This window comes from Loigolactobacillus bifermentans DSM 20003, assembly GCF_001434575.1.
Taxonomy (GTDB): Bacteria; Bacillota; Bacilli; order Lactobacillales; family Lactobacillaceae; genus Loigolactobacillus; species Loigolactobacillus bifermentans.
In genome coordinates, this window is sequence record NZ_AZDA01000021.1 from 37,697 (window position 1) to 61,021 (window position 23,325).

Genomic DNA, 23,325 nt, shown 5'->3' on the forward strand with positions numbered 1-23,325 from the left:
TGATTGCTCCGGCCTTTTTGATTGGGGGCATGAAGCATGAATCAGGCAGCTTATCAACATATTTTATGGGCCGGTGTGATCGGAGATGCACTAGGCGTGCCGGTTGAAATGCGAAGACGTGATACGTTTCAAGTGACAGGTATGCAACCAGCAGGGACCTGGCGGCAACCAGCTGGCAGTTGGTCCGATGACACGTCGTTGACGTTATGTTTGGTGGCGAGTTTAACCCAGCAAACAGGGGTTGATGGGCTCATGACCAATGCAGTGGCGTACTTGACCACCGGCCAATGGACGCCAAATGGGGTTGTTTTTGGCGTAGGCCGTACGTGTCGTACCGCCATTGAACGTTACCAACAACAAGTACCGGCCTTACAATGTGGGCCGACGGCGGAAACCGCTAATGGCAATGGCGCCTTAATGCGGGTGGCGCCACTGGCACTGGCTTTATTATCAGAACCGGATTTAAACCGGCGTTTGGCGATTTATCAGGCTTATACCGTGTTGACCCACGGGCATTTACGGGCGGTTTTTGGCAGCAGTTTGTATTTGGAGATTTTACGGCACCTGTTACAAGGCCAGTCACTGCCAACTGCCATGACCCAAACATGGCAAGCGCTGCAACAGCAACCACAGTTTGCACCAGAGATCGCCACTTATCGGCCGTTATTTGAGGCTGATTTGGCCCAGGCACCACGTGAAAAAGTACCCAGTAGTGCTTATGTGGTAGCCACCTTGGCTGCGGCGCTGTGGGTGAATTTACGGCCCGGTGATTTTGAGACCACTGTTTTACGGGCCGTTAATCTTGGCAGTGACACCGATACGGTGGCCAGCGTGGCGGCAACCATCAAGGCCTGTCGGCAACCTGAGCAACCGTTACCAACCGCCTGGCAAGCGGCTTTACAAAATCAAACCTTATTACAAACCACTTTTGCAGGTTTGATCCAGAAATTAGAAGCAGGTGAATGGCATGTTAGAATATGATGAAGTGGCGCAACAATTTGAAAAAAATCAGAAGATCAATTTTGATGTGATCTTGCAAAAATTGGTTAAAAAATGGCAAGCTGACAGTAAACGGCCGCAGATTTTATTGCATAGTTGTTGTGCCCCTTGTAGTACTTATACGTTAGAATATTTAACGCAGTTTGCGGACGTTACCGTGTATTACGCCAATTCCAATATTCATCCGCAAGCTGAATATGAACGACGGAAATATTACCAACAAAAATTTATTACGGACTTCAATGAACAAGCGCAGCAAAATGTGCACTTTATCAGTGCGCCTTATCAGCCGAGCCAGTGGATTGCTACCATGAAAGACTTAGAAAAGGAGCCTGAAGGCGGTGCGCGTTGTCGTGTTTGTTACGATTATCGTTTAGAGCAAGTGGCGGAAAAGGCTCAGGAACTCGGTTTTGATTATTTTGGCAGTGCCTTGACCATTAGCCCGCATAAGAATTCGCAGGTGATCAACGAACTGGGCTTTGAAGTGCAGCATCTTTACGATGTGGCTTACTTGCCCAGTGATTTTAAAAAACGTGGCGGTTATCGCCGGTCAGTTGATATGTGCAATGAATACGATATTTACCGTCAGTGTTATTGCGGGTGCCTATTTGCTGCCCGGCAACAAGACTTAGATCTGAAGCAGATCAATCGTGAGGCCAAGGCCTTTATGCAGGACCATGCCCATGAAAACTTTGATAAGATCGCGTTTCATTTCACCACGGTGTCGTAAAATTTTTAAACGGACGCTAAAAAAGACCTCAATGATGAGGCCTTTTTTTAAGCTTTCACTTTACTGACCACTTGATAAATGACAAATAAAATTACAAACCAGATAATGGAAACCACCAGTGAAATACGGGTGCTTGGCACAAAGAATAAGAAAATCAGCACGGCAATAAAGAAAATCAAGCTGAGATAGTCCGTTACGGGATAGCCAGGCATGGTAAAGTTTGGCTGCCCCTTGGGGTGCTTCTGCCGGTATTTAATGTGGCACCAGAGTAAAATGATCCAAACAAAAACGAAGTTGATCGTTGAGACGCCGGAGATCAGGGTGAAAATACTGGCTGGCATAAAGTAGTTTAAAATCACGATGATAAATAAAATCATTGATGAGAAATGTAACGCCAGGCTCGGCACGTTATTCCGACCTAAGCGTTTAAACTGGATCGGCGCATTGCCACCGCGAGCCAATGCGTGCAAGGTGCGACTGGTACTGAAAATCGCACTGTTGGTGGCGGACATCGCAGCGGTTAATACCACGAAATTCAAAATGCCAGCGGCACCGGCAATGCCCACACCAGAGAACACTTGGACGAAAGGACTAACATTGGTCGCAATTTTGTTCCAAGGGTACACACTCATAATGGCGATCATGGAGCCAATGTAAAACAAACCGATCCGAATCGGTAAGCTGTTAATGGCCTTAGGTAAATTTTGTTCCGGGTTCGTGGTTTCACCAGCAGTTAAACCGACCATTTCAATGCCGACAAAGGCGAAGACCACCATTTGGAAGGACATGAAGAAGCCCACCACACCGGTTGGGAAAAAGCCGCCGTGACTGACTAAATGGGTAAAGCTAGCGTGTCCACCGGCAACAGGGAAGTGGATCAACGCTAATACCACGCCGACGATCACCAGTGCAATAATGGCCACGACTTTGATCATCGAGAACCAAGACTCCATTTCCCCGAAAAGGCCCACATTGACTAAATTCGTGATCAGTAGCAGCACGATGATCACTAGCGGGGTGATCCACTGTGGAAAATCAGGGAACCAATACTTCACATAGATCCCAGTGGCGGTTAAGTCGGCCATGGCCAAACTGATCCAACAGAACCAGTAAGTCCAGCCAGTGATAAATTCCATGCGGTTGCCTAAATACTGTTTGACGAAATCAATAAACGAGTTTTTGTTGGTATCTGATAAGAGCAGTTCACCAATGGCGCGCATTAAGAAATAACAGAAAATACCGACGATCAAATACGATAAAATAATTGATGGCCCGGCGGCTCGAATTGCAGAACCTGAACCTAAAAATAGGCCAGTTCCGATGGCACCACCGATGGCGATCATTTGAATATGGCGACTCTTTAAAGAACGGGAAAGTTCCTGTGGGTCCTTCATGTCAATTTCGACTCCTTTTCATTTAACGACGTAACCAAAACCAATTACAGCGCGTCTTCTGCGTCCAGAACACTAAAAAACGCCCCCAGTACAAACTAATGTTGTACTAGGGGCGTTGGTTTTCAACGCTGTTCCACCCAAGATTCGAAAATGAGGCTAGCCTTCATTTTCCTCTAACGCCAATAACGCGGCGAACCGATTTAAAATCTGCCATAGCAACAGCGTTGACTTTCAGCCAAGATCAACGTCTCTGATCTGTTGTAATTGACATCCAGTGTATAAAAGTCTGTTTTACTTGTCAAGATGTAATTCACGAACAAATTTAATCAAAAGCCAGTTAATGATGACGGTTAGTTACGTTTTCCGGTACGATCAAGCGCCGTTTCAAGCGCGCTTAAAACGCTTAAAGCGGGGTTAAACTGACGTTTAACAATTTAACTTGATAAGCACCATTCGGGGCGGTGACTTGAACGATTGTTCCTGGAATTTGTTTTAATAAGGCCTGCCCTAGGGGGGACGCAAAGGATAGTTTTTGTTGGCCGATGTCGGCTTCCTGTTTGCCCACCAGTTGATACGTCACTTGTTCGTGATCATCTAAAAATTCGAGCAAGACATAATTGCCAATTTCGGCTTGATCACTGGCAGTTGGCGTCACGACTTCGGCGAATTGCAATTGTTTATTCAAGAAGCGCAGCCGGCTTTCTAAATGACGGAGGTCACGTTTAGCAGCACTATAATCTGCATTTTCCGAAAGATCGCCTAAAGCGCGCGCCGCCTGTAAAATTTTAATGCGCCGCGGTCGTTCTGCTTTTAACGCCTCGATCTCCGCTACGATTGCTTGTTGACCGGCAGCCGTCATTTGATTGAAGTAAGGTTCCATCATAACACCCTCTGTTAAAATTTGCTGGATTGAAATTTGGTTCTATTTTGCCAATCTGGCTTACAAAATGCAAGGCTATTAAAACGCTCTCATTAAAATCTTATTTGAAGTGTAGCGCAACTACTTTTTAGGGCCTTGGCATTAGTGCGCCATGCTGTATCAGCTGATCACAACCGTGGATGCTAGCGGTATCACTGGTTTTCTTGACTGGAACTCGGTAAAATAGACGTAATCTTAAAAATGATAACGGAGGCTGACAACATGACAACAGACCGCATTGAGCTTTCAGCTTGTACATCTATGATGGTCGGAAAAACCGCTTCTTTAGACGGTGCGACTTATATTTCACGTAATGAAGATCGTTTATTGGCGATCCATCCCAAACGGTTTCTGGTCCAACCAGCTGTTTCAGGGCGCCAAGAAACTTACAAATCCCCTTATAACGGGTTAACCGTACCGCTGCCTGCCAACGGCTACCGCTACACATCAACCCCAAATGGCGATCAAAGTGCGGGCCCTAATGAAGAAGATGGTTTCAATGAAAAAAACGTGGGTGAAAGTGCCACTGAAAGTGTTTACGCTAATGAACGGGTGCTGGCGTATGATCCGTTAGTTGAAAATGGGTTAGCCGAAGATTCGATGACCACCTTAGTCTTGCCATTTATTGATTCAGCACGAGACGGGGTTCGTTATTTAGGCGAATTGGTGAAACAGTATGGTTCCGCTGAAGGAAATGGCGTTCAATTTAATGATCAAAACGAAGTGTGGTACATGGAAATTGTCACTGGGCATCAGTGGGTTGCAGTACGGATCCCAGATGATTGCTACGCCGTTGCGGCCAACCAAATTGCGATTCAGGAGATCGATTTTAACGACCCAGAGCACTTTATGTGGGCAGACGGGATTCAAGAATTCGTTGCGGCACATGATTTAAACCCTGATCCTGACGGCTGGAATTTCCGCCATATTTTTGGCACGGATACTGAAAAAGATCACCATTACAATACGCCACGAGTTTGGTTTGCGCAACGCTATTTGAATCCGGAAATTGAACAGGATCCGGAGTCTGCCGAATTGCCTTTTATTCGCAAGGCCAACCGTAAAATTAGTGTGGAAGATATTCAATACATTTTAAAGTCTCATTATAATGAAACAAAATACGATCCATTAGGCCGTGGGACTGAACACGACAAAAAAATTTACCGGGCAATTTCGTTATCCCGCACAGCCAATTCCCATATTTTACAAATGCGTCCCGCCACAAAAGGTGGCGGTGCCGCTGTTCAGTGGCTGGGCTTTGGTGTGCCAAGCTTCTGCCCCCACGTGCCATTTTTCACCAATGCCAATGATACGGACGTGAGTTACCGTGAATTGCCTGAAACCATGACGTTTGACAGTGCTTATTGGTTGTACGAAGCGTTGGCCGCCACAGTCGAAGCCCATTACGCAGACTTTATTCAAGATGATTTGGATTATCAAAAAGAATTAAGCGAATGGGCCCGGCGTAAAATTGCGGCTGTTGATCAAAAAGCCGCCACGTTAAGTGGGACTGCGTTAACAGATTATCTAACGACGCAAAATCATGAGATTGCCCAACACTATTTAAAACGGACGCAGGCATTGGTTTTCCAATTACTAACGGCCAGTACAGAATTGTCCCAGTTAACCTTTAAAATGGATCCTAATTTATAAGTTCGTTTGCGAGGCCGGGCCATAATTACTTATTTTGGTTTGCGCACCGCACCCGGCCGATTTTGAATTACCTCCTAAAATCTCTAGAGTTAGATTTTGCTAACGCAAAATTTTATTTCGGAGGATGGCCATTCTGGCGGACGAAAACCATCACGCCAGAAACATGGCATCTGAAAAAGGAATAAAATCGGCCTCTAACGTGCGCCATAATGCAGCCTGCGACCTTTAGCTACAAAATAGAGTAGAACTCAAAATTCAGAGTTCTACTCTATTTTTGGCTAATACTCGAAGGCTAACCGCATTATGGCCCACTCATTTTACGACCTACGACCGATTTTTTGAAAAAAGTATTGATAGTTAGTTTCGACAGTAGTAAACTAACTTTTATCGTTTAGGTACCAAATCAATCTCAAAGCAGGTGATTAGGATGTTACAAAAATGTCTTTTCTGGGGTGAAACCGTTATGGAATACCTCGTCTTATTACTATTAGGCCTATTGCTTTACCGGCCAGCTGCTTTTTCAACTTTACTGTTTGTCTTACTGGGAATCAGTGTGATCAGTAGCTTTGCCCTTGAATTTTATGATCATTTTCGTCAATCAAAAACGGCGCTGGTCCAATAGGCGGCATTGACGTTTTTGACTTGTATATTGATTGACCGTTTTGCGACCTCTTTGAAATAATAAAGTGAATGGACTTTGTGATTTGCGAGAAAGAGGTGACCGCTATGTTTTACGATCAAACGGAGCAAGCTGTTTTAACCGAGCTGGCCACATCCCGTCATGATGGCCTGACCAAACAGACCGCGGAAGCGCGGTTACGCGAAAAAGGCCCGAATCAGTTAAACGTGGATCAAACGCAGTCGGCTTGGCTGATTTTTGTAAAGAGTTTAAAGGAACCGTTGGTGATTATTTTATGGATCGCTGTGGGACTGGCACTGCTTAGTGCAAGCTATGATTTATGGGTTTTACAAGATACAAAACACGGTTTTGGCGGCTTAGCCGAAGCTGGTGTGATTTTCGCAGTGATTATGATCAATGCGGGCTTAACGTATTGGCAAGGTGCCAAAGCGCGGCGGTCGCTGGCGGCGTTACAAAGCTTAGCCGCACACCAAGTCAGTGTATTACGGGACGGCAATTGGCAAAAAATTGCGGCCGAGGCGTTAGTGCCTGGTGATATTGTGGAAGTGAAGTTAGGCGACTTTATTGAAGGCGATCTACGTTGGTTGGCGGTGCATGAGCTACAGCTCAACGAATCGCATTTAACAGGGGAAAGTGAACCAGTTGCCAAAACAGTGGCGGCGTTAGCTGATGAGACAACGTTGGCAGAGCGCACCAATATGGGCTTTGCAGGTTCCAGTGTTACCAACGGCAGTGGGCTAGGGGTAGTAACGGCAACTGGGATGGCTACTGAGTTAGGCCAAATTGCGCAGATGCTACAAGCTGCGCAACCGAAGCCAACGCCAATCGAACAAACAGTGGCGCGGCTGACCCGCCAACTGATGCTGGTCGCCTTAGGTGTCGTGGTGTTGTCCTTAAGCTACGACCTTGGTAAAGAATGGTTGACCACAGGGCAGCTGACGCTAACGGGGTTAATGGCGAATATTTCAGGCGCCATTGCTTTAGCTGTGGCGGCAATTCCTGATGCGCTACCAGTGGTGCTCTCCATTGTGTTGACCATTGGGGCGCGCCTATTAGCGCAACAAAAAGGGTTGATCAAGGCTTTAAATAGTGTTGAGACCTTAGGCGCTACAACAATTGTGGCCTCCGATAAAACGGGTACGCTGACGAAAAATGAAATGACGGTGACCCATTTTTGGGCAAATGGGCAAACGTATACCGTTGAAGGCAATGGCTATGACCCAGTTGGTGAGCTTGAAGCGACGACTGGCGTAACTGATCCGGCGGCTTATCAAGCCTTAATGCAAAGCGCTGTGTTGAATAATGGTGCTAGTTTGCAACAAGATACAGCGCAACGTTGGCAGCCATTTGGCAACCCCACTGATATTGCGTTAATGGTACTAGGGGAAAAAGCCGGTTACAATCAAGCAGCGTTGCAGCAGGATTTTGAAATTTGTCGGGTGTTGCCATTTGATAGTACCCGTAAAATGATGAGTACCGTGGTGCGTCATCACCAGCAATATTGGCTGCTCACCAAAGGCGCCCCCGATGTGTTGTTAGAGCGCGCAGATCACGTGCAATGGCAGCCTGATCAACAAAAACCAATGGCGGCCGTTAAAGCAACCTTGACCCAGCAAATTGCCAATTATGGGCAACAAGCCTTACGTACCTTGGCCGTGGCGCAACGACCGTTAACCGCTGAAGCGGCCCTTAATGGGGACCCAGCTGACTTAGAACAGCAGCTCACGTTGCTGGGGATTTTAGGCATTATCGATCCACCGCGCCCAGAAGTGAAAGCTTCGGTGGCCATCTTAAAACAAGCTGGCGTCAAAGTTGTGATGATCACCGGCGACCATGCCACCACTGCCCAGGCAATTGCTTATCAATTAGGCATTATTGACACACCAACGGCACCGGTGATCACCGGCCCAGCATTAGAAGCGGCCACAGACGCTGAATTAACGTCATTGGTACAGGAAACTTGTGTTTATGCGCGGGTCACGCCGCAGCATAAACAACGGATCGTGCAGGCCATGCAGGCCCAACAAGAAGTGGTGGCGATGACCGGGGATGGCGTCAATGATGCACCAGCTTTGCGCAGTGCAGACATTGGAATTGCCATGGGCATCAACGGGACTGAAGTCACCAAGGACGCCGCCGATTTGATTTTATTAGATGATCAATTTACCACCATTGAACATTCAGTGGCAGCTGGTCGGCGGATCTTTGCCAATATTAAAAACTTCATGCGGCAAGAATTAACCACCAATGTGGCCGAAGTACTGGCCTTGCTGTTGACCACTTTCTTGATTACCCAGCCAATCGGGCATGTGTCTGCGATGACACCGACGTTAACCACAATTATGGTACTGTGGGTCAATATGATCAGCGATTCGCTGCCATCATTGGCGTTAGGTTATGATCAACCTGAACAGGCGTTAATGCAGGTGCCGCCGCGTAATGTACAACAGTCGATTTTGGCGGATCATTTGTTAAGTCGGGTGCTGATTCGTGGCGGTGTGATGGGTGGCATGGTATTTGGCGCCTTTCTCTGGGCTGCGCAGGCCGGGTTAAGCACGGCTGAGGCGCAAACAGTCGCCTTTCTCACGCTGGTGTTTGGTCAGTTATGGCATGTTTTTGATGCGCGTAGTCAGCGCAGTCTTTTCCGCCGTAACCCGTTTCAAAATCGTTATTTAGTGGCAATGGTCTTATTTGCAGGCATCGCCTCCGTAACAGTGACCTTAGTGCCGTTTTGCAACACGCTAATGGGCACGCGACCACTGTCAAGTGGGCTTTATCTGGCGGTCTTTCTGTTACCGGCGTTGCCGACCTTTTTACTGTCAGGTTTAAAAGAAATTTTTCGAATTGAATGGTGGTAGTCTGCGTTTACGCCAGTGGTAAAAAGCAGTACACTAGACGTTATTGATTAAGGTACCTTAGGAAAGGGAGTTATACTATGTCAAAGGTCGAAAAGGCCTGTACTTCAATTTTGGTTGGGAAAAAAGCGAGTTTAGACGGCTCAACCATGATTGCACGTAATGACGATACGTTTTTACCACTAACACCACAGCGCTTTTTAATGCGGCCCGCCGTAACAGCGCCCCAAACGGTGACTTCTTATTTAAATGGTTTTAAGGCGACGACACCAGCAGGTGCCCAACGTTTTCAAGCAGTGCCAAATGTGGAACTTGAAAAAGAAGGCGTCTATGACGAAAGTGGCTTTAATGAAAGTAACGTTGCGATGAGTGCCACTGAAAGCACCTATGGTAATGAAAAATCATTGGCTTATGACCCATTGGTCGTTGATGGCTTAGATGAAGATTGTATCGTTCAAATGGTCTTACCTTACATTCATTCTGCCCGTGAAGGGGTAACGCGTTTAGGCCAATTGATCAAGCAATACGGTTCGCCAGCAGGTAACAGCGTGCTGTTCAGCGATGCAGATGATGTTTGGTACATGGAAATTGTCACCGGTCATTTATGGGTGGCCCAACGGATCCCAGATGATGCTTACGTGATCACCGCCAACCAAGTGGCTATCCAACAAGTCGACTTTACGGATACGGCTAACTTTATGTGGGCGGATGGGATTCAAGATTACGTCACGGCACATCATTTAAACCCTGACCAACAAGGTTGGAATTTCCGGCATATTTTCGGAACCAGTAACGAAAAAGACCGCCATTATAACACCCCACGGGTTTGGTTTGGCCAACGTTACTTCAATCCAGAAATTGAACAGGATCCAGAAAGCAGCGAATTGCCTTTTATTTGTCGGACCAACCACAAGATCAGTGTGGAAGACATTGAATATATTTTAGGCTCACATTACAATGAAACGCCATTTGATCCATTGGGCAATGGCAGCGAAGCCGATAAACGCCGTTACCGGCCAATTGGTTTAAATCGGACTCAAAACTCCCACGTGTTGCAATTCCGCAACGATGTACCAGCAGCACAAGCAGCGATCATGTGGCTGGCCATCGGTTACCCAAGCTTTACGCCATACGTGCCATTCTTCGCCAACGCCACGGATACCGATCCAAGTTACCGGACGACCCCTGTTAAATGGGACCGGGAAAGTGCTTATTGGCAGTATCGGACCTTGTCCATGTTAGTGGAAAGCCACTACAATCAATTTGCTCAGGCCGACTTGGATTACTTAAAAGCGGCTCAAGAAGCACAACGGCGGTTGATCGCGGCAACGGATGAAAAAGCAAAAACACTGAGTGGCGCTGCGTTAACTGAATTCTTGACCCAACAAAACTACGCCATGGTAGCAGAGATGCGCCAACGCACAGAAGCCTTGATCGGCGACTTGATCATGCAAGGCATTAACTTATCCGAATTAACCTTTAATATGGACATTAATCTTTAATTGATCGCAACGACAACCGTCTCAATGGGACGGTTTTTTTTTTTGCAAAATCGCCTTTATGGCGGCGGTTGACGAAGGAAAAACTAATGTTTTAATGAGAACATATGAAAGCGTTTGAAAAAAACGCTTAACTTCGTTAAAATGGATTTATAATTGTTAATTTTGGGGTTCTTAGAACCTGATGAATTGAGGGATACTCATGGTAAAAGTTTTGGCGATCAATGCCGGTAGTTCAACATTAAAATGGAAATTATTTGAAATGCCCGCTGAGCAGGTTATTGCTCACGGGATGATCGACCGTTTAGGCTTAGCAGATTCTGTCTTTACGGCTAAATATGGTGATGGTCAAGTCTTCAAGTTAACGCGGGACATTAAAACCCATGACTTGGCAGCCACTTTGTTATTAGAACAATTAAAAGATCTTGGAATCATTGATCATTTTGAAGATATTGTTGGGATCGGCCATCGGGTCGTTGCCGGTGGGGAACAGTTTAAAGATTCTGTGATCATTACAGAAGAAACCCTCAGTCAAATTGAAGATTTGGCACAATATGCACCATTACATAACCCAACCCAAGCGTACTACATTCGGGTCTTCCAACGTTTATTGCCACGGGTCTTACAAGTTGCCGTTTTCGACACCTCTTTATTCGCAGCAATGCCGAAAGAAAACTTCTTGTACAGTATTCCTTATGAATACTACGAAAAGTATGGCGCTCGGAAATATGGTGCGCACGGTACCAGCCACCGTTACGTGTCAGCACGGGCTGCTGAAATTTTAAACCGGCCATTGGCAGATTTGAAATTGATTACCTTACATTTAGGCAGTGGTGCTTCGATCACCGCCTTTAATCATGGTCAGGCCGTTGATACATCAATGGGCTTTACCCCATTAGCAGGGATCACCATGGGCACCCGTTCTGGCGATATTGATGCGTCATTAGTGGCCTTCTTGGCTGAAAAGAAAGGTGCCACAATGGCTGAAATGGTCGATATTTTAAACCATAAATCTGGTTTATTAGGCTTGTCAGAATTATCACCTGATCAACGTGATCTAGAAAAGGCAGCACCGACGAATCCGTTAGCCAAACAAGCCCTTGATATTTTTGTAAACCGGGTCGTTAAATATGTGGGTTCTTACGTCGCGACGATGAACGGTTTAGATGCGTTAGTCTTCACTGCTGGTAGTGGTGAAAATGGCATCGACTTGCGGCAAAATATTGCGGACCAATTGGCTTATTTCGGGGTGCAAGTCGATCCTGAATTAAATCATGTTCGTGGTAAAGAACAAATTATCAGCCCAGCAAATGCTGCTGTCACGTCATTAGTTGTACCAACCAATGAAGAATTAATGATCGTCCGTGATATTATGCGTTTAGGTCATCGGGATCCAGCGTTACAAGCTTAATTCAACGCTCCAAAAATCCGAGTCGATACTGACTCGGATTTTTTTAGTACGCAAAAACGCTTTCTTTTGAAACGGCTAAGCTCACATGAAACGTTACAAAAAATGAATTATTTTGTAATCGAGCTGCCTTTTTTAACTATTTCCAAATTTTGATGTTATAATTTATGACATCAAAGAATGGGGGAAGTCAAATGAGTGCAGCCAATACAGGTTTTATGATCTTTGCAACAGTGTTAGTGCTATTTATGACACCAGGTTTAGCATTTTTTTATGGCGGTTTGGTCTCACGGCGCAATGTGGTCAACACCATGCTATCTGTCTTTTTCATTACAGGGATCGCGATTTTACTATGGGTGATCTTTGGTTATGAATTGTGCTTTAACGGGGATCTTGGCGGTGTGATCGGTACGGTGCATCATGTGCTCCTAAATGGGATTGATTTAACCAAGCTTACTGCAACGAAAATTCCGACGGGCCTTTATTTGATTTTCCAAATGATGTTTGCCATTATTACACCGGCACTTTTCATTGGTGCAATCGTAGGTCGGTTACGTTTTAAATTCTTATTGTGGTTCATTATTTTATGGTCAATTTTCATTTATTATCCCATGGTTCATTTGGTTTGGAGTCCCAATGGGTTACTGGCTAAAATCGGGACGTTGGATTTTGCAGGCGGGACGGTGGTCCACATTAATGCCGGCATTACCGCATTGATCTTATCGATTTTCTTAGGCAAACGGGTGAACTATGGCCATAAAACAGAACACTACAATTTGCCTTGGGTGCTGTTAGGCACCGCAATTTTGTGGATCGGCTGGTATGGGTTTAATGCCGGCAGTGCGTTGGCAGCCGATGAAATTGCAGTCCAAGCGGCCCTAACCACTACCGTTGCCACGGCTAGCGCCATGATTACTTGGATGACGTTAGACATGCATGTTGAAGGTAAGCCAACGCTGGTAGGAGTTTGTACTGGCGCATTGTGCGGGTTGGTGGCCATCACCCCAGCAGCCGGCTTTGTGACCCCGGCCGGTGCCTTTTGGATCGGTATTTTAGGGACGCTGGTCAGTTATTTATTTGTGAATTATCTCAAGCCGAAGCTAGGGGTGGACGATCCGTTAGATGCCTTTGGCTGTCACGGCGTCAGTGGAATCGTTGGCAGTATCGCCACCGGCCTTTTCGCCACCAAGTCAGTGAATTCAGCGGTTACCACCAACGGTTTATTTTATGGTGGTGGTTGGCATTTGTTCGGGGTCCAGTTGTTGGGCACCTTTGCCACGATACTGTTTGTCGCGATTGGGGGAAGCATCATTGTTTTGCTGTTACGACGGGTGGTTAAGATGCGTGTCGATGCACGAGAAGAGCGGGTCGGTCTGGACTTAGGAGAGCATGGGGAGGCAGTGGATGATACCGTGAAGCTAAATCCTGATTTTCAGCGTTATGAAGATGAGTTTAAAGGACAGATGGCCGCATTACGTCAGAAAAACCGTCAACCTTAATGTGCTAAAATAGCGTTATTAAGTTGAGAAGGTGAATGAAATGAAGTTAACCACTTGTCACCACATTGCGCTGATTGTACCAGATTATCAGGCTGCCTATACATTTTACGTTGAAAAGCTAGGATTTCAGGTTGTTGCAGATCACCAGCGGGCCACGGATCGGCTGCTGAATTTACGCTCAGGAACTGTCACACTGGAAATATTTGTGAAGCCAGATGCCCCACAACGGCTAAGTTATCCGGAAGCGCAAGGCCTGCGTCATTTGGCATTTCAAGTTCCTGATGTTGCGGCAGTTGTTGCAACATTAGCTGCTGTTGGCGTTGACTGTGAGCCGATTCGACACGACGCGTTCACCGGTGAAGCTATGACGTTTTGTCAGGCGCCAGGTGGGTTGCCGTTGGAATTTCATGAATAGGTGGCGCTGATGATGATGAATCCAGCAGTTGCCCTGAATCAATTACTCGCTTATTTGGCGCATTCTGAAACCACCACGTTAGCTACTTTTCAACCAGACCTGGTGATTTTAGCGGGTAACAGTTTACCAAGCTTAACCTTATTAGCTGGTGAGGTGGCGCAAAAGCAACACTGTCCATTGTTGTTAGTCGGTGGTCACGGTCATGCAACCCAACATTTAGTAGATCAGCTGCAACACGCTGATTTATTGCCATTGGCACAAAGCACCCGCGGCGTAAGCGAGGCAGGCCTGAACGGCATGGTGTTGGCTCGACAAGGCTTGCAACAACCGATCTATTATGAACGGTTATCCCGCAACACGGGGGAAAATGCCCGTTTTGCTTGGCAAGTCGTCCAACGTTATCAGCTGTCAGCTAAGCGCGTGGCATTACTGCAAGATCCGTTTTTACAGCGCCGAACCTGGCTGACATTTGTTGAAAATTGGCCGCTGACGACACAGTTTTATAGCGTTAATCCTGAGCTGCCGCAATTTCGAACCCTAACACCGGCACTTAAAACCGTACCAGCAAGTGCGGCGCAGTGGTGGTCACAGCCTTATTTGCTGGCTTTGGCAGTCGGCGAGATCCAGCGGCTGCAGGACACACCTCAAGGCTATGGGCCAAACGGTGCTGGCTTTATCCCTCACGTTAAGGTGCCGGTTCCTGTTTTACAAGCAGCGGCGGCGCTACAACAGCACTATCAGTTAGCCGCACAAATTCAACGCTAACAAAAAGAACTCTGCGATCGGGTTCTTCAGCATAGCACCAGCCAGCATTTTGAGAAATGTTAGGCTGGCGCTTTTTAGTTTAGTCGCCAGCGATTTTTAGCAGTCGCGGCTTCCCGTAAAAATAGCCTTGGCGTAGTGCGATTCCTAAGTTGTCTGCCATTTGGTCATCGGCTGCCGATTCAATGCCTTCAATGATCAGACGTTTGTGGGTGTTTTGGGCAAGCCGTTGCCAAAACTGCAATTGCGGGGCAATTTCTGCTTCGCGTTGTGCGTGCCGGAAATTTTGTAATGCAAATTTTACCTCCGAAACATAAGGTAATAAGGGTTGTACGGATTCGTATTGATTTAAACCGGAACCAACGTCATCTAGTACGAACTTCATCCCCATGTCTGTAAAGTCGGTAATAAACGGCAAAATCTCACGGTTCGTGATAGGTGGTTCAGTTGCCTGTTCTGTTAGTTCAACGTTTAGCTTAATCGGCCGTAATGACGCTTGTACTTTGATCAGAGCTTGATTGATGGCCGGGTCGATCAGCTGTTTACGGTTGAGATTAATGGCTAAAGATGGAATCTTTAAAGAAAGAACTTGTGTGGTTTTAAGCAACAACGTACTGAGTTCAGCTGGGGTGATTGCCGTAAAGTGGTGTGGTGGTCGCCAGCCAGTTGCTGTTTTCTGTTTCAACAACAGTTCATAGCCAATGAGACTGCCTTTGACTTTATTGAGTTGTGGTTGAATAAAAAAGCGATACATGATTATGGGCCCCCGTCCGCCATCGAAACTGCGTCTTTTAAATAATCGATATGCTATGTCTACTTTACCTATTTTAGGTAGGCTAGCGCAAGTAAATTTGCCGAAAGAGTCAGAAGTATTTTCCAATCTCAGGTATAATGAAAGCAATCGTGTGTTTGCCTGGTTCGTTACCAGTCAAATACTAAAATGTTGAAATTTAGGGGATTTTTAAATGAAAGTGGTCGTTATTGGTTGTACGCATGCTGGGACAGCAGCCGTACAACAATTGTTGACGGCGCATCCAGACACTGAGGTGACCGTTTACGAACGCAATGATAATATTTCGTTTTTATCATGTGGCATTTCATTGTATTTAAACGGTGATGTGCAGCATTTAGAAGATATGTTTTACGCTAAAGCAGCCGATTTGGAAAAATTAGGGGCAACAGTTCGTTTACGGCATGACGTTTTAAAAGTGGATCACAAGAATCAGACGTTACTGTGTCAAAATCTTGAAACAGGGGCTGTTTTGCACGATACTTATGACCGGCTGATCATGGCAACCGGCTCTTACGTGGTGGTGCCACCATTATTTGGGATCGAAGATGAGCAAGTCTTGTTGTGTAAAAACTATTTACAAGCCAAAAAAATCTATCAAACGGCTCAAAACCATCACCGGATCACCATTGTTGGCGGGGGTTATGTCGGTGTGGAATTGGCTGAAAGTTATGCCCGCACCCAGCATGACGTTTGCCTGATCCAAAGTCCCGCGCAAATATTGGATACCTATGTCGATGCACCTTTAGCGGCACAGGTGGCCCAGCAATTAGCGGCTCATGGGGTCCAAGTGCATTTAAATGAACGGGTGACTGGCTTTTCCCGTGATGACACCACAAATGCACTGCTGGTAGAAGTAGGGGCGAAAACGTACCCAACCGATTTGGTGATCGTCTGCACAGGCTTTGTGCCGAATACCGATCTGTTATACGGTCAGGTGAAGATGAATCCGCAAGGCGCTTTGCTCGTCAATGATTACATGCAAACGTCGGATTCGCATATCTTTGCTGCCGGGGATGCTTGCGCCAGCTATTTGAATCCTGCACACCGCAATGTTTATCTTCCGGTTGCTTCAGCGGCCGTACGGCAAGGCCGGTTAGCTGCAACTAATTTATTTGGTCCCAAGCAAAAGAACATGGGTACTCAAGGGACCACAGCAATGATGATCTTTGACCACACGCTGGCTAGTACGGGGCTGACGTATGCGCAAGCAAAGGCGTTTGGCTTTCAGGCCGGCACGGTGACTTGGCAAGGGGATTATCGACCGGCTTACATGCCCAGCACAGCACCCTTAACCATTGTATTGGTCTATGATCGGAGCAATCGCCAGATTTTAGGCGCCCAATTCTTTAGTAAACATGAAGTGGCGCAATCGGCAAATACCTTGTCTGTTTGTATTCAAAATCAGAATACCATTGATGAGCTAGCGTTTGTGGATATGCTCTTTCAACCAAATTTTGATGAACCATTTAATTATCTGAACCAGGTGGCACAATTGGCCCAACAACAAGAAAAACAAGCCGGCACTACCCCTTGGAAAAAGGGTGGCAATTGAGTGTGATTGTTGTAGAATTGAGATACATCATGACAATAGTCGTTCTGGACAAATGGGGGGAACATTTTGGCAGCAATTAACTTTTTAGGCATTGGACTTTGGATCATTGTCCTAGGCTTTATGCTTTTCACATTTCATAATATCCGTGTACGGCGGTTAAAACGGATCATCGCCGGTCAAAAAGGCTTTAACGGGGCCAGCTTTTTACTGTCAGGTTGTTTCGTGGTCATCACGGTATTAGGCTTATGGTTTGCAGCGTATGCGACGTTTTTCCGTAATGTCTCGATGCACAACAAGAATGAAGTACGTGTGTCGTATCAATATGAACCGCTGGTCATGTCGTCGATCAAAGGCAAATTTTATGATGTGAAAGTGGTCAATGGGAATGGGAAAGAACCGATCCAATACTATACTTACTGGGTCAAAGGAGCGCGTTATCAAAATAACAGTCGCCATGCCACTGTTTCGGCTGGCCCACATGCAATTAATTTAGACGCTGCGAAGTACCCTTGGCAACGTCAAAAGCTAGCACAATATGATCAGAAAACAGAGCAATCTTATGTGGCGACCATGAAGGCCACTTACAAATCAACTATCATGAATGGCTTAGGCTTACGTGCCGGTCGTCAAGCAACATCATTTTCAATTATCCGAGTCCAGAATTCATCTGTTATCTATATAACACCTGCTAAATAAGGCTTTTAGCGGCTGTTCAAGCGCGCTTGAACAGCCGCTTATTTTATAGGAAAGAGGCTTTGATCATGTTACGAATTGGCATCATGGGGGTGGCGAGTATTGCCCCGCGGTTTGTGGCAGGCGTCCGTGCCAGTCAGCAAGCCATTGAAGTGGTCGGTGTTGCTGCACGAGATGTGCAACGCGCGCAAGCTTTTGCTGCGGCGCACCAGATTGCCCACGTTTATCCAGATTATCAAACATTGGTGGCAGCACCTGAGGTCGATCTGATTTATATCCCGCTACGCAATCGGGAACATTTTGCAGGGGCTAAACTGGCTTTGGAAAACGGCAAGCACGTCTTGCTGGAAAAACCGTTTACGTTAACGGTGGCAGCGGCTGAATCATTATTTGCTTTAGCCCAGCAACACCACTGCTTTTTAATGGAAGCACAAAAGGCCGTTTTCTTACCGGTGATCCAAAAAGCCCAACAACTGATCCAACAAGGCATTTTAGGTGAGATACAGTCGATTCGCAGCCAAATCGGTCACGATGGCGCCCAACGAATTCCGTGGTTTGATGATGTGACAGTTGGCGGTGGGGCCTTTCGCGGTAGTGCGGCGTATCCCATTGAAGTGATCCAAACGTTATTGGATCAATCGGTTCAGTTGGTGAGTACCCAACACCAGGCCGCACCTGGTCAAAGTGACCACAGCGCAGCAGCACTTCTTAAAAGTCCAACGGCGTTGATCCAGATTTTGATCACTTGCCAAATAACCTTACCAAGCGAGCTGGTTTTGTATGGGACGAAAGGTTATTTATGGTTGCCCGATTTTTGGAAAAGTGGTATCGGTGAAGTTCATTTAAATGATGGTTCAGTGCAATATTTAACTTTTCCAATGCAAAGTGAATTTACTTATGAAATCGAACATGCCGCAGCGTGTATTGCAGCAGGTCGGTTAACCAGTCCTGTGATGACCCCGCAGCGTACCTTAGCAGCAACACAAATCATCGCCGAATTTTATCAGCGTGAAATGGGGGAAAACACTCGATAGCGCTTGCTTTTGCAGCTAAAAATGCTTACTATTTTGGTAGGATCATTGATAAAGTCAAATAGGCGGAGGAACAAATGACAGAACATAATTTAGACCCAAAATTAAGACTGATCACCTTGAGTGCGAACCAACCCTTGGCGGATAAGATTTCGGAAGCGGTTGGGGTACCATTGAGTCAAGTTGTCGTGAACCAGTTTAGTGATGGTGAAATTCAGATCAGCGTTGAAGAAAGTTTACGTGGCGATGAAGTTTTCATCATTCAATCTGTTTCGGATCCCATTAACAAAAACTTAATGGAATTAATGATCATGATCGATGCCTTGCGGCGTGCAAGTGCCAAAATCATCAATGTTGTGATTCCTTATTACGGGTATTCACGAGCAGATCGAAAAGCGCGGGCTCGGGAACCGATCACAGCGAAATTGGTTGCAGATATGTTGGAAATGGCAGGCGCAACCCGTGTGATCGCATTAGACCTACATGCGGCACAGATCCAAGGATTCTTTGATATTCCGGTGGATCATTTACGGGCAGCACCACTTTTAGCAGACTATTTCTTAGAAAATCAGATCAAGGATATTGTCATTGTATCGCCAGATCACAGTAGTGTTGCGCGGGCACGGACCATGGGCACGTTGTTAAATGGCGCGCCAATTGCGATCATTGACCGGCGTTATTCGGAAACAGAAAAAGCAGAGCACCTGAATATCATTGGGGACGTGAAGGGCAAAACGGCCATTGTTGTCGATGATATGATCGACACCGGGCATCGGGTCACCACATCGGTTGCTGCTTTGAAACGGGCGGGTGCAGGTGATGTCTACGCCGCTGCGACCCACGCTGTTTTCTCAGATCATGCCACAGAACATTTACAAGCGTCTGATTTAAAAGGTGTGATCGTCACAGATTCCATTCAAATTCCTGCTGACAAACGTTTCGATAAGTTAACTGTCTTATCAGTTGGCGATTTGATTGGGCAAGCCATTCAGTTGATCCATAACAACCAACCAGTTGATGTTTTATTTAAAACCCACGCTGATAAAAGTACCGATTAAAGTTTATTTCTGAAAAGAGGTTCCGTTGTGCCTCTTTTTTTGTTACGCTAGTGATTATAAAATGATGTTAAAAAAAGTAATCAAAGGAAGGTTGTGAGCCTATTGCGCGCAGTTGTCACAGTAATTGGTCAAGATAAGATCGGAATCATCGCCGCAGTGAGTCAGAAGTTAGCCGAGTTGAATATCAATATTGTGGATGTGAGCCAAACCATTATGCAAGGCAACTTTACCATGATGATGATGGTTTCAGTACCAGATAAAAGTGATTTTGACGGCATTCGTTCAGCGTTACAAACAACGGGGACCACATTAGGCGTTCAAATTCGAATTCAGCGGGAAGATATTTTTACCGCCATGCACGATATTTAAGAGGGGGACTGAACGTGGAAACCAATCAAATTAGTGAAACCATTCGGATGATCGACGATGAGCACCTTGATATTCGGACGATCACGCTGGGAATTTCCTTATTAGACTGTATTGATACTGACGTGCAGCGGGCTTGCGATAAAATTTATCACAAGATCACAACAACAGCGGCGCAGTTAGTGCCGGTTGCAAAAGCCATTGAATCTGAATATGGGATTCCCATTATTCATAAACGGATCTCAGTCACGCCAATCAGCATCATTGCGGCAGCCAGCGACACTGATAATTACGTGCCTTATGCTGAAACCCTGGAACGGGCCGCAGAAGCGGTAGATGTGAATTTCATTGGCGGTTTTACCGCATTGGTGCAAAAAGGTTATCAAAAGGGCGATCGCAATTTAATCGCTTCGATTCCGGAAGCACTGGCCAAAACAGAACGGGTTTGTGCGTCAGTCAACGTGGGCTCCAGTAAGACAGGCATCAACATGGATGCAGTGGCTGAATTAGGTGAAACCGTTAAAAAAGCTGCTGAACTGTCTGAAATGGGTCCGGCTAAACTGGTGGTCTTTTGTAACGCAGTTGAAGATAATCCATTTATGGCTGGGGCTTTTCACGGTGTCGGTGAAGCCGATTGCGTCATCAATGTCGGGGTCAGTGGCCCTGGCGTTGTGAAGCGCGCTTTGGAAAAGGTTAAGGGCGAACCCTTTGACGTGGTGGCTGAAACTGTAAAACGGACAGCCTTTAAAATCACCCGTGTGGGCCAATTAGTGGGCCAAATTGCCAGTGAGCGGTTAGGGTTACCATTTGGTATTGTGGACCTTTCGTTAGCGCCAACACCGGCTGTTGGTGATTCTGTGGCCCGTATTTTAGAAGAAATGGGTCTGGAACAAGTGGGGACCCATGGCACAACCGCAGCCTTAGCCTTGTTAAACGATGCCGTTAAAAAAGGCGGTGTGATGGCCTGCAATCAAGTCGGCGGCTTGTCTGGGGCGTTTATCCCAGTTTCTGAGGATGAAGGGATGATTGCCGGTGCCCAAAGCGGTGCCTTAAATCTTGAAAAGCTTGAAGCCATGACGGCTGTTTGTTCGGTGGGGTTGGATATGATTCCGATTCCAGGTGAAACGCCTGCAGCGACGATCAGCGCAATGATCGCAGATGAAGCTGCGATTGGCATGATCAACAATAAAACCACTGCGGTGCGGGTACTGCCTGCAACGGGTAAAAAAGTTGGTGATTGGGTCGAATATGGCGGGTTACTAGGTGGTGCGCCAGTGATGAAAGTTAATCCAGCGGCTTCGACCGACTTTGTCGCGCGTGGTGGCCATATCCCGGCCCCGATTCATTCGTTTAAAAACTAGTACGGTTCAAAAAGCCCATCATCGGTTGATGACGGGCTTTTTTGCGGTTACTGTTTAAGCTGGTAAGGACAACAGGTTCGGTTTTGCAAAGTAGAACCCTTGTAAAATATCGGCGTGATACGGTTTGATCTGTTTTAAATCTTGGGCAGACTCAAAGCCTTCAACAGCAAAAACTTTGTGCTGGGTTTGGGCCCGCTGGCGCCAATAGCTGAGACTTGGTTTAATATCCGTGCTGAAAACGGCATTTGGTGCGAAGTTTTGTAAAGCAAATTTATATTGCACCACGTAACGATCCAAGATGTCAGCCATTGTTTGATTATTATCCGCAGTACTCACATCGTCGAGGCACAAGGAAACGTTGGCCTGGGCGTAAATTTCGGCGGCTTGCTGCAAGGCAGTTTTCGTGACAGTCGCGTAATGACGTTCAGTGAGTTCAATGATCAAGCGAATGTGGTGTTGCTGGTATAAGCGGCTGATTCGAATAATGGCCTGTAAATAGCGGAAGTCAACAAACTGATTTTGATCGAAGTTTACGGAAACAATTTGCGTATCGGGCGGAAAAGCCGCTAAGGTTTCTTTTGCTAATTTTTCAACGGTTAGCGCTGAAATTTGTTGGAAATTTTTCGGGAACACCCAGTGTCCCGCTTGATACGCTCTGAGAAAAAGTTCGTAACCAATTTTTTGTTGGTTGTCTGTAAATTTAGCTTGGCCAAAGTAACGCAGCATCAGTTGCTCACTTCCTTTCTAAAAAATAAAAAACGACCCTAGCTTGTCTCTCTCAAGCACGGGTCGTATCTTTAATCAACACGTTGATTAAAGTTGAGCAAAATTAAATTCAATTAGATTATAAGCAAATTATACCATATTATTTTCATGTTTATTAATTATTTTCAAATCTTAATTTATTAAAGCGCATTCGAACACAAATTTTAGACTCAGTCATGTGATTTTTGAGGTTTTAAGCTGTTTCACATGAAACAGAAAGTGGCAAATATAATCTTTTAAAAATTGTCTCAATATTATAATGGAATATTTACTAAAATAGAACTATCCTCATAAGATAGGCGTCCAGCCCCGCTAATGACGTGTTTTTAAAAATAGAATATCTCAATATATGCTATATTAAATTTATCGAAATTAAGAAGGGGGTTACATTGATGTACAATATGCAAAATCAAAGATTTGGTCGTTTGACTGTTTTACGCCGTGCTGCAAAGCGGACGCGCAATCAAAATATTCATTGGTTATGTCAATGTGACTGTGGGAATTTAGTAACAGTGGATGGCTATTCACTTCGTCACGGTCGCGTTAAAAGTTGTGGTTGTTTACGGCGAGCGCAGCAACAAATCGCCAGTCGTCAAAATCCTGCGTTTCAGAAAAATATTGGACGCCGGGAAAACTTGGTTAATCCGCAGCAGGTTGAGTTTGCTTCGATTCATCGCAGTAAACGCAATCGCAGTGGGGTAATCGGGGTGTCATACGATCAGCGCAAGCAGCGTTGGTTTGCACGGCTGATGGTCGATCATCACTATGTTTTGCTGAAAAGCTTTCCGGATTTCGAATCGGCTGTGAGTGCACGAAAACGCGCCGAACGACAATATTTGGTTGCCAGTGATCATCATCATGACGCTATGAATGCGTAAATTTAAGCTAAAAAAAGAAGGTCAGTCCGCTGGGGGAGCGGGTTGAGCTTCTTTT

General features: G+C 46.0%; 21 protein-coding genes. 17 read left to right on the plus strand and 4 right to left on the minus strand.

Features of this window, described 5'->3' with window-relative positions:
- Positions 1–36: 36 nt before the first annotated feature.
- Together FC07_RS04045 and FC07_RS04050 are read left to right on the plus strand one after the other, a co-directional pair.
- Positions 37–981, plus strand: a complete 945-nt coding sequence (locus tag FC07_RS04045; RefSeq protein WP_057903846.1) for an ADP-ribosylglycohydrolase family protein — start codon at positions 37–39, stop codon at positions 979–981.
- Positions 968–1,729: an epoxyqueuosine reductase QueH gene (locus FC07_RS04050; RefSeq protein ID WP_057903847.1), complete on the plus strand. Its 762-nt coding sequence runs from the start codon at positions 968–970 to the stop codon at positions 1,727–1,729. Before FC07_RS04045 ends, FC07_RS04050 begins: the two co-directional genes overlap by 14 nt.
- Positions 1,730–1,776: 47 nt before the next feature.
- Here the strand turns inward: FC07_RS04050 and FC07_RS04055 are convergent, their stop codons facing one another.
- Both FC07_RS04055 and greA read right to left on the minus strand, forming a co-directional pair.
- Positions 1,777–3,123 carry an amino acid permease gene (locus FC07_RS04055; RefSeq protein ID WP_057903848.1) on the minus strand — a complete coding sequence of 449 codons (1,347 nt, stop codon included), beginning with the start codon at positions 3,121–3,123 and terminating at the stop codon, positions 1,777–1,779.
- Positions 3,124–3,526: 403 nt separating this feature from the next.
- The gene (greA, locus tag FC07_RS04060; RefSeq protein ID WP_057903849.1) at positions 3,527–4,003 is read right to left on the minus strand and encodes a transcription elongation factor GreA; all 477 of its coding nucleotides are present in this window, start codon (positions 4,001–4,003) and stop codon (positions 3,527–3,529) included.
- 261 nt (positions 4,004–4,264) lie between these two features.
- Here greA and FC07_RS04065 point away from each other — a divergent pair, with 261 nt between their 5' ends.
- From FC07_RS04065 to FC07_RS04100, 8 genes are all read left to right on the plus strand, one after another.
- The gene (locus FC07_RS04065; protein ID WP_057903850.1) at positions 4,265–5,695 is read left to right on the plus strand and encodes a C69 family dipeptidase; all 1,431 of its coding nucleotides are present in this window, start codon (positions 4,265–4,267) and stop codon (positions 5,693–5,695) included.
- Between the two features lie 427 nt (positions 5,696–6,122).
- Positions 6,123–6,317, plus strand: coding sequence for a hypothetical protein (locus tag FC07_RS04070; protein ID WP_057903851.1), 195 nt, complete (start codon positions 6,123–6,125; stop codon positions 6,315–6,317).
- A gap of 104 nt (positions 6,318–6,421) precedes the next feature.
- Complete coding sequence (locus FC07_RS04075; protein WP_057903852.1) at positions 6,422–9,193, plus strand: cation-translocating P-type ATPase; 2,772 nt, start codon at positions 6,422–6,424, stop codon at positions 9,191–9,193.
- Positions 9,194–9,270: 77 nt separating this feature from the next.
- A complete protein-coding gene (locus tag FC07_RS04080; protein WP_057903853.1) occupies positions 9,271–10,692 on the plus strand; it encodes a C69 family dipeptidase in 1,422 nt (473 codons plus the stop codon).
- Between the two features lie 199 nt (positions 10,693–10,891).
- Positions 10,892–12,100 (plus strand): acetate/propionate family kinase, encoded by a 1,209-nt coding sequence (locus FC07_RS04085; RefSeq protein WP_057903854.1) that lies wholly within the window; start codon positions 10,892–10,894, stop codon positions 12,098–12,100.
- 191 nt (positions 12,101–12,291) lie between these two features.
- On the plus strand, positions 12,292–13,596 hold the full coding sequence (locus tag FC07_RS04090; RefSeq protein WP_057903855.1) for an ammonium transporter: 1,305 nt from the start codon (positions 12,292–12,294) through the stop codon (positions 13,594–13,596).
- A gap of 40 nt (positions 13,597–13,636) precedes the next feature.
- Positions 13,637–14,011: an SMU1112c/YaeR family gloxylase I-like metalloprotein gene (gloA2, locus tag FC07_RS04095; RefSeq protein WP_057903856.1), complete on the plus strand. Its 375-nt coding sequence runs from the start codon at positions 13,637–13,639 to the stop codon at positions 14,009–14,011.
- 12 nt (positions 14,012–14,023) lie between these two features.
- Entirely contained in the window at positions 14,024–14,776 is a 753-nt protein-coding gene (locus FC07_RS04100) for an ElyC/SanA/YdcF family protein (RefSeq protein WP_162255863.1), read from the plus strand.
- Positions 14,777–14,855: 79 nt separating this feature from the next.
- Here the strand turns inward: FC07_RS04100 and FC07_RS04105 are convergent, their stop codons facing one another.
- Positions 14,856–15,527, minus strand: a complete 672-nt coding sequence (locus FC07_RS04105) for an EAL domain-containing protein (RefSeq protein ID WP_057903858.1) — start codon at positions 15,525–15,527, stop codon at positions 14,856–14,858.
- A 211-nt stretch (positions 15,528–15,738) separates the two neighbouring features.
- Between FC07_RS04105 and FC07_RS04110 the strand changes: the two genes are divergently transcribed.
- From FC07_RS04110 to FC07_RS04135, 6 genes are all read left to right on the plus strand, one after another.
- A complete protein-coding gene (locus FC07_RS04110) occupies positions 15,739–17,118 on the plus strand; it encodes an FAD-dependent oxidoreductase (RefSeq protein WP_057903859.1) in 1,380 nt (459 codons plus the stop codon).
- Between the two features lie 66 nt (positions 17,119–17,184).
- On the plus strand, positions 17,185–17,814 hold the full coding sequence (locus tag FC07_RS04115; RefSeq protein WP_057903860.1) for an LVIS_2131 family protein: 630 nt from the start codon (positions 17,185–17,187) through the stop codon (positions 17,812–17,814).
- Positions 17,815–17,879: 65 nt separating this feature from the next.
- On the plus strand, positions 17,880–18,845 hold the full coding sequence (locus FC07_RS04120; RefSeq protein ID WP_057903861.1) for a Gfo/Idh/MocA family protein: 966 nt from the start codon (positions 17,880–17,882) through the stop codon (positions 18,843–18,845).
- A gap of 74 nt (positions 18,846–18,919) precedes the next feature.
- A complete protein-coding gene (locus FC07_RS04125) occupies positions 18,920–19,900 on the plus strand; it encodes a ribose-phosphate diphosphokinase (protein WP_057903862.1) in 981 nt (326 codons plus the stop codon).
- A gap of 102 nt (positions 19,901–20,002) precedes the next feature.
- Positions 20,003–20,269 (plus strand): ACT domain-containing protein, encoded by a 267-nt coding sequence (locus tag FC07_RS04130; RefSeq protein WP_057903863.1) that lies wholly within the window; start codon positions 20,003–20,005, stop codon positions 20,267–20,269.
- Between the two features lie 14 nt (positions 20,270–20,283).
- Complete coding sequence (locus FC07_RS04135; protein ID WP_057903864.1) at positions 20,284–21,627, plus strand: PFL family protein; 1,344 nt, start codon at positions 20,284–20,286, stop codon at positions 21,625–21,627.
- Between the two features lie 54 nt (positions 21,628–21,681).
- Here the strand turns inward: FC07_RS04135 and FC07_RS04140 are convergent, their stop codons facing one another.
- Positions 21,682–22,353 carry an EAL domain-containing protein gene (locus FC07_RS04140; RefSeq protein ID WP_057903865.1) on the minus strand — a complete coding sequence of 224 codons (672 nt, stop codon included), beginning with the start codon at positions 22,351–22,353 and terminating at the stop codon, positions 21,682–21,684.
- 431 nt (positions 22,354–22,784) lie between these two features.
- Between FC07_RS04140 and FC07_RS04145 the strand changes: the two genes are divergently transcribed.
- On the plus strand, positions 22,785–23,270 hold the full coding sequence (locus FC07_RS04145; protein ID WP_057903866.1) for an AP2 domain-containing protein: 486 nt from the start codon (positions 22,785–22,787) through the stop codon (positions 23,268–23,270).
- Positions 23,271–23,325: the final 55 nt, after the last annotated feature.

What these genes read in the sequence shown, in the direction of transcription:
- FC07_RS04045 (WP_057903846.1), top strand. Translation starts at nt 37, where the DNA reads ATGAATCAGGCAGCTTATCAACATATTTTATGGGCCGGTGTGATCGGA.
- FC07_RS04050 (WP_057903847.1), top strand. Translation starts at nt 968, where the DNA reads ATGTTAGAATATGATGAAGTGGCGCAACAATTTGAAAAAAATCAGAAG.
- FC07_RS04055 (WP_057903848.1), bottom strand. Translation starts at nt 3,123, where the DNA reads ATGAAGGACCCACAGGAACTTTCCCGTTCTTTAAAGAGTCGCCATATT.
- greA (WP_057903849.1), bottom strand. Translation starts at nt 4,003, where the DNA reads ATGGAACCTTACTTCAATCAAATGACGGCTGCCGGTCAACAAGCAATC.
- FC07_RS04065 (WP_057903850.1), top strand. Translation starts at nt 4,265, where the DNA reads ATGACAACAGACCGCATTGAGCTTTCAGCTTGTACATCTATGATGGTC.
- FC07_RS04070 (WP_057903851.1), top strand. Translation starts at nt 6,123, where the DNA reads ATGTTACAAAAATGTCTTTTCTGGGGTGAAACCGTTATGGAATACCTC.
- FC07_RS04075 (WP_057903852.1), top strand. Translation starts at nt 6,422, where the DNA reads ATGTTTTACGATCAAACGGAGCAAGCTGTTTTAACCGAGCTGGCCACA.
- FC07_RS04080 (WP_057903853.1), top strand. Translation starts at nt 9,271, where the DNA reads ATGTCAAAGGTCGAAAAGGCCTGTACTTCAATTTTGGTTGGGAAAAAA.
- FC07_RS04085 (WP_057903854.1), top strand. Translation starts at nt 10,892, where the DNA reads ATGGTAAAAGTTTTGGCGATCAATGCCGGTAGTTCAACATTAAAATGG.
- FC07_RS04090 (WP_057903855.1), top strand. Translation starts at nt 12,292, where the DNA reads ATGAGTGCAGCCAATACAGGTTTTATGATCTTTGCAACAGTGTTAGTG.
- gloA2 (WP_057903856.1), top strand. Translation starts at nt 13,637, where the DNA reads ATGAAGTTAACCACTTGTCACCACATTGCGCTGATTGTACCAGATTAT.
- FC07_RS04100 (WP_162255863.1), top strand. Translation starts at nt 14,024, where the DNA reads ATGATGAATCCAGCAGTTGCCCTGAATCAATTACTCGCTTATTTGGCG.
- FC07_RS04105 (WP_057903858.1), bottom strand. Translation starts at nt 15,527, where the DNA reads ATGTATCGCTTTTTTATTCAACCACAACTCAATAAAGTCAAAGGCAGT.
- FC07_RS04110 (WP_057903859.1), top strand. Translation starts at nt 15,739, where the DNA reads ATGAAAGTGGTCGTTATTGGTTGTACGCATGCTGGGACAGCAGCCGTA.
- FC07_RS04120 (WP_057903861.1), top strand. Translation starts at nt 17,880, where the DNA reads ATGTTACGAATTGGCATCATGGGGGTGGCGAGTATTGCCCCGCGGTTT.
- FC07_RS04125 (WP_057903862.1), top strand. Translation starts at nt 18,920, where the DNA reads ATGACAGAACATAATTTAGACCCAAAATTAAGACTGATCACCTTGAGT.
- FC07_RS04140 (WP_057903865.1), bottom strand. Translation starts at nt 22,353, where the DNA reads ATGCTGCGTTACTTTGGCCAAGCTAAATTTACAGACAACCAACAAAAA.
- FC07_RS04145 (WP_057903866.1), top strand. Translation starts at nt 22,785, where the DNA reads ATGTACAATATGCAAAATCAAAGATTTGGTCGTTTGACTGTTTTACGC.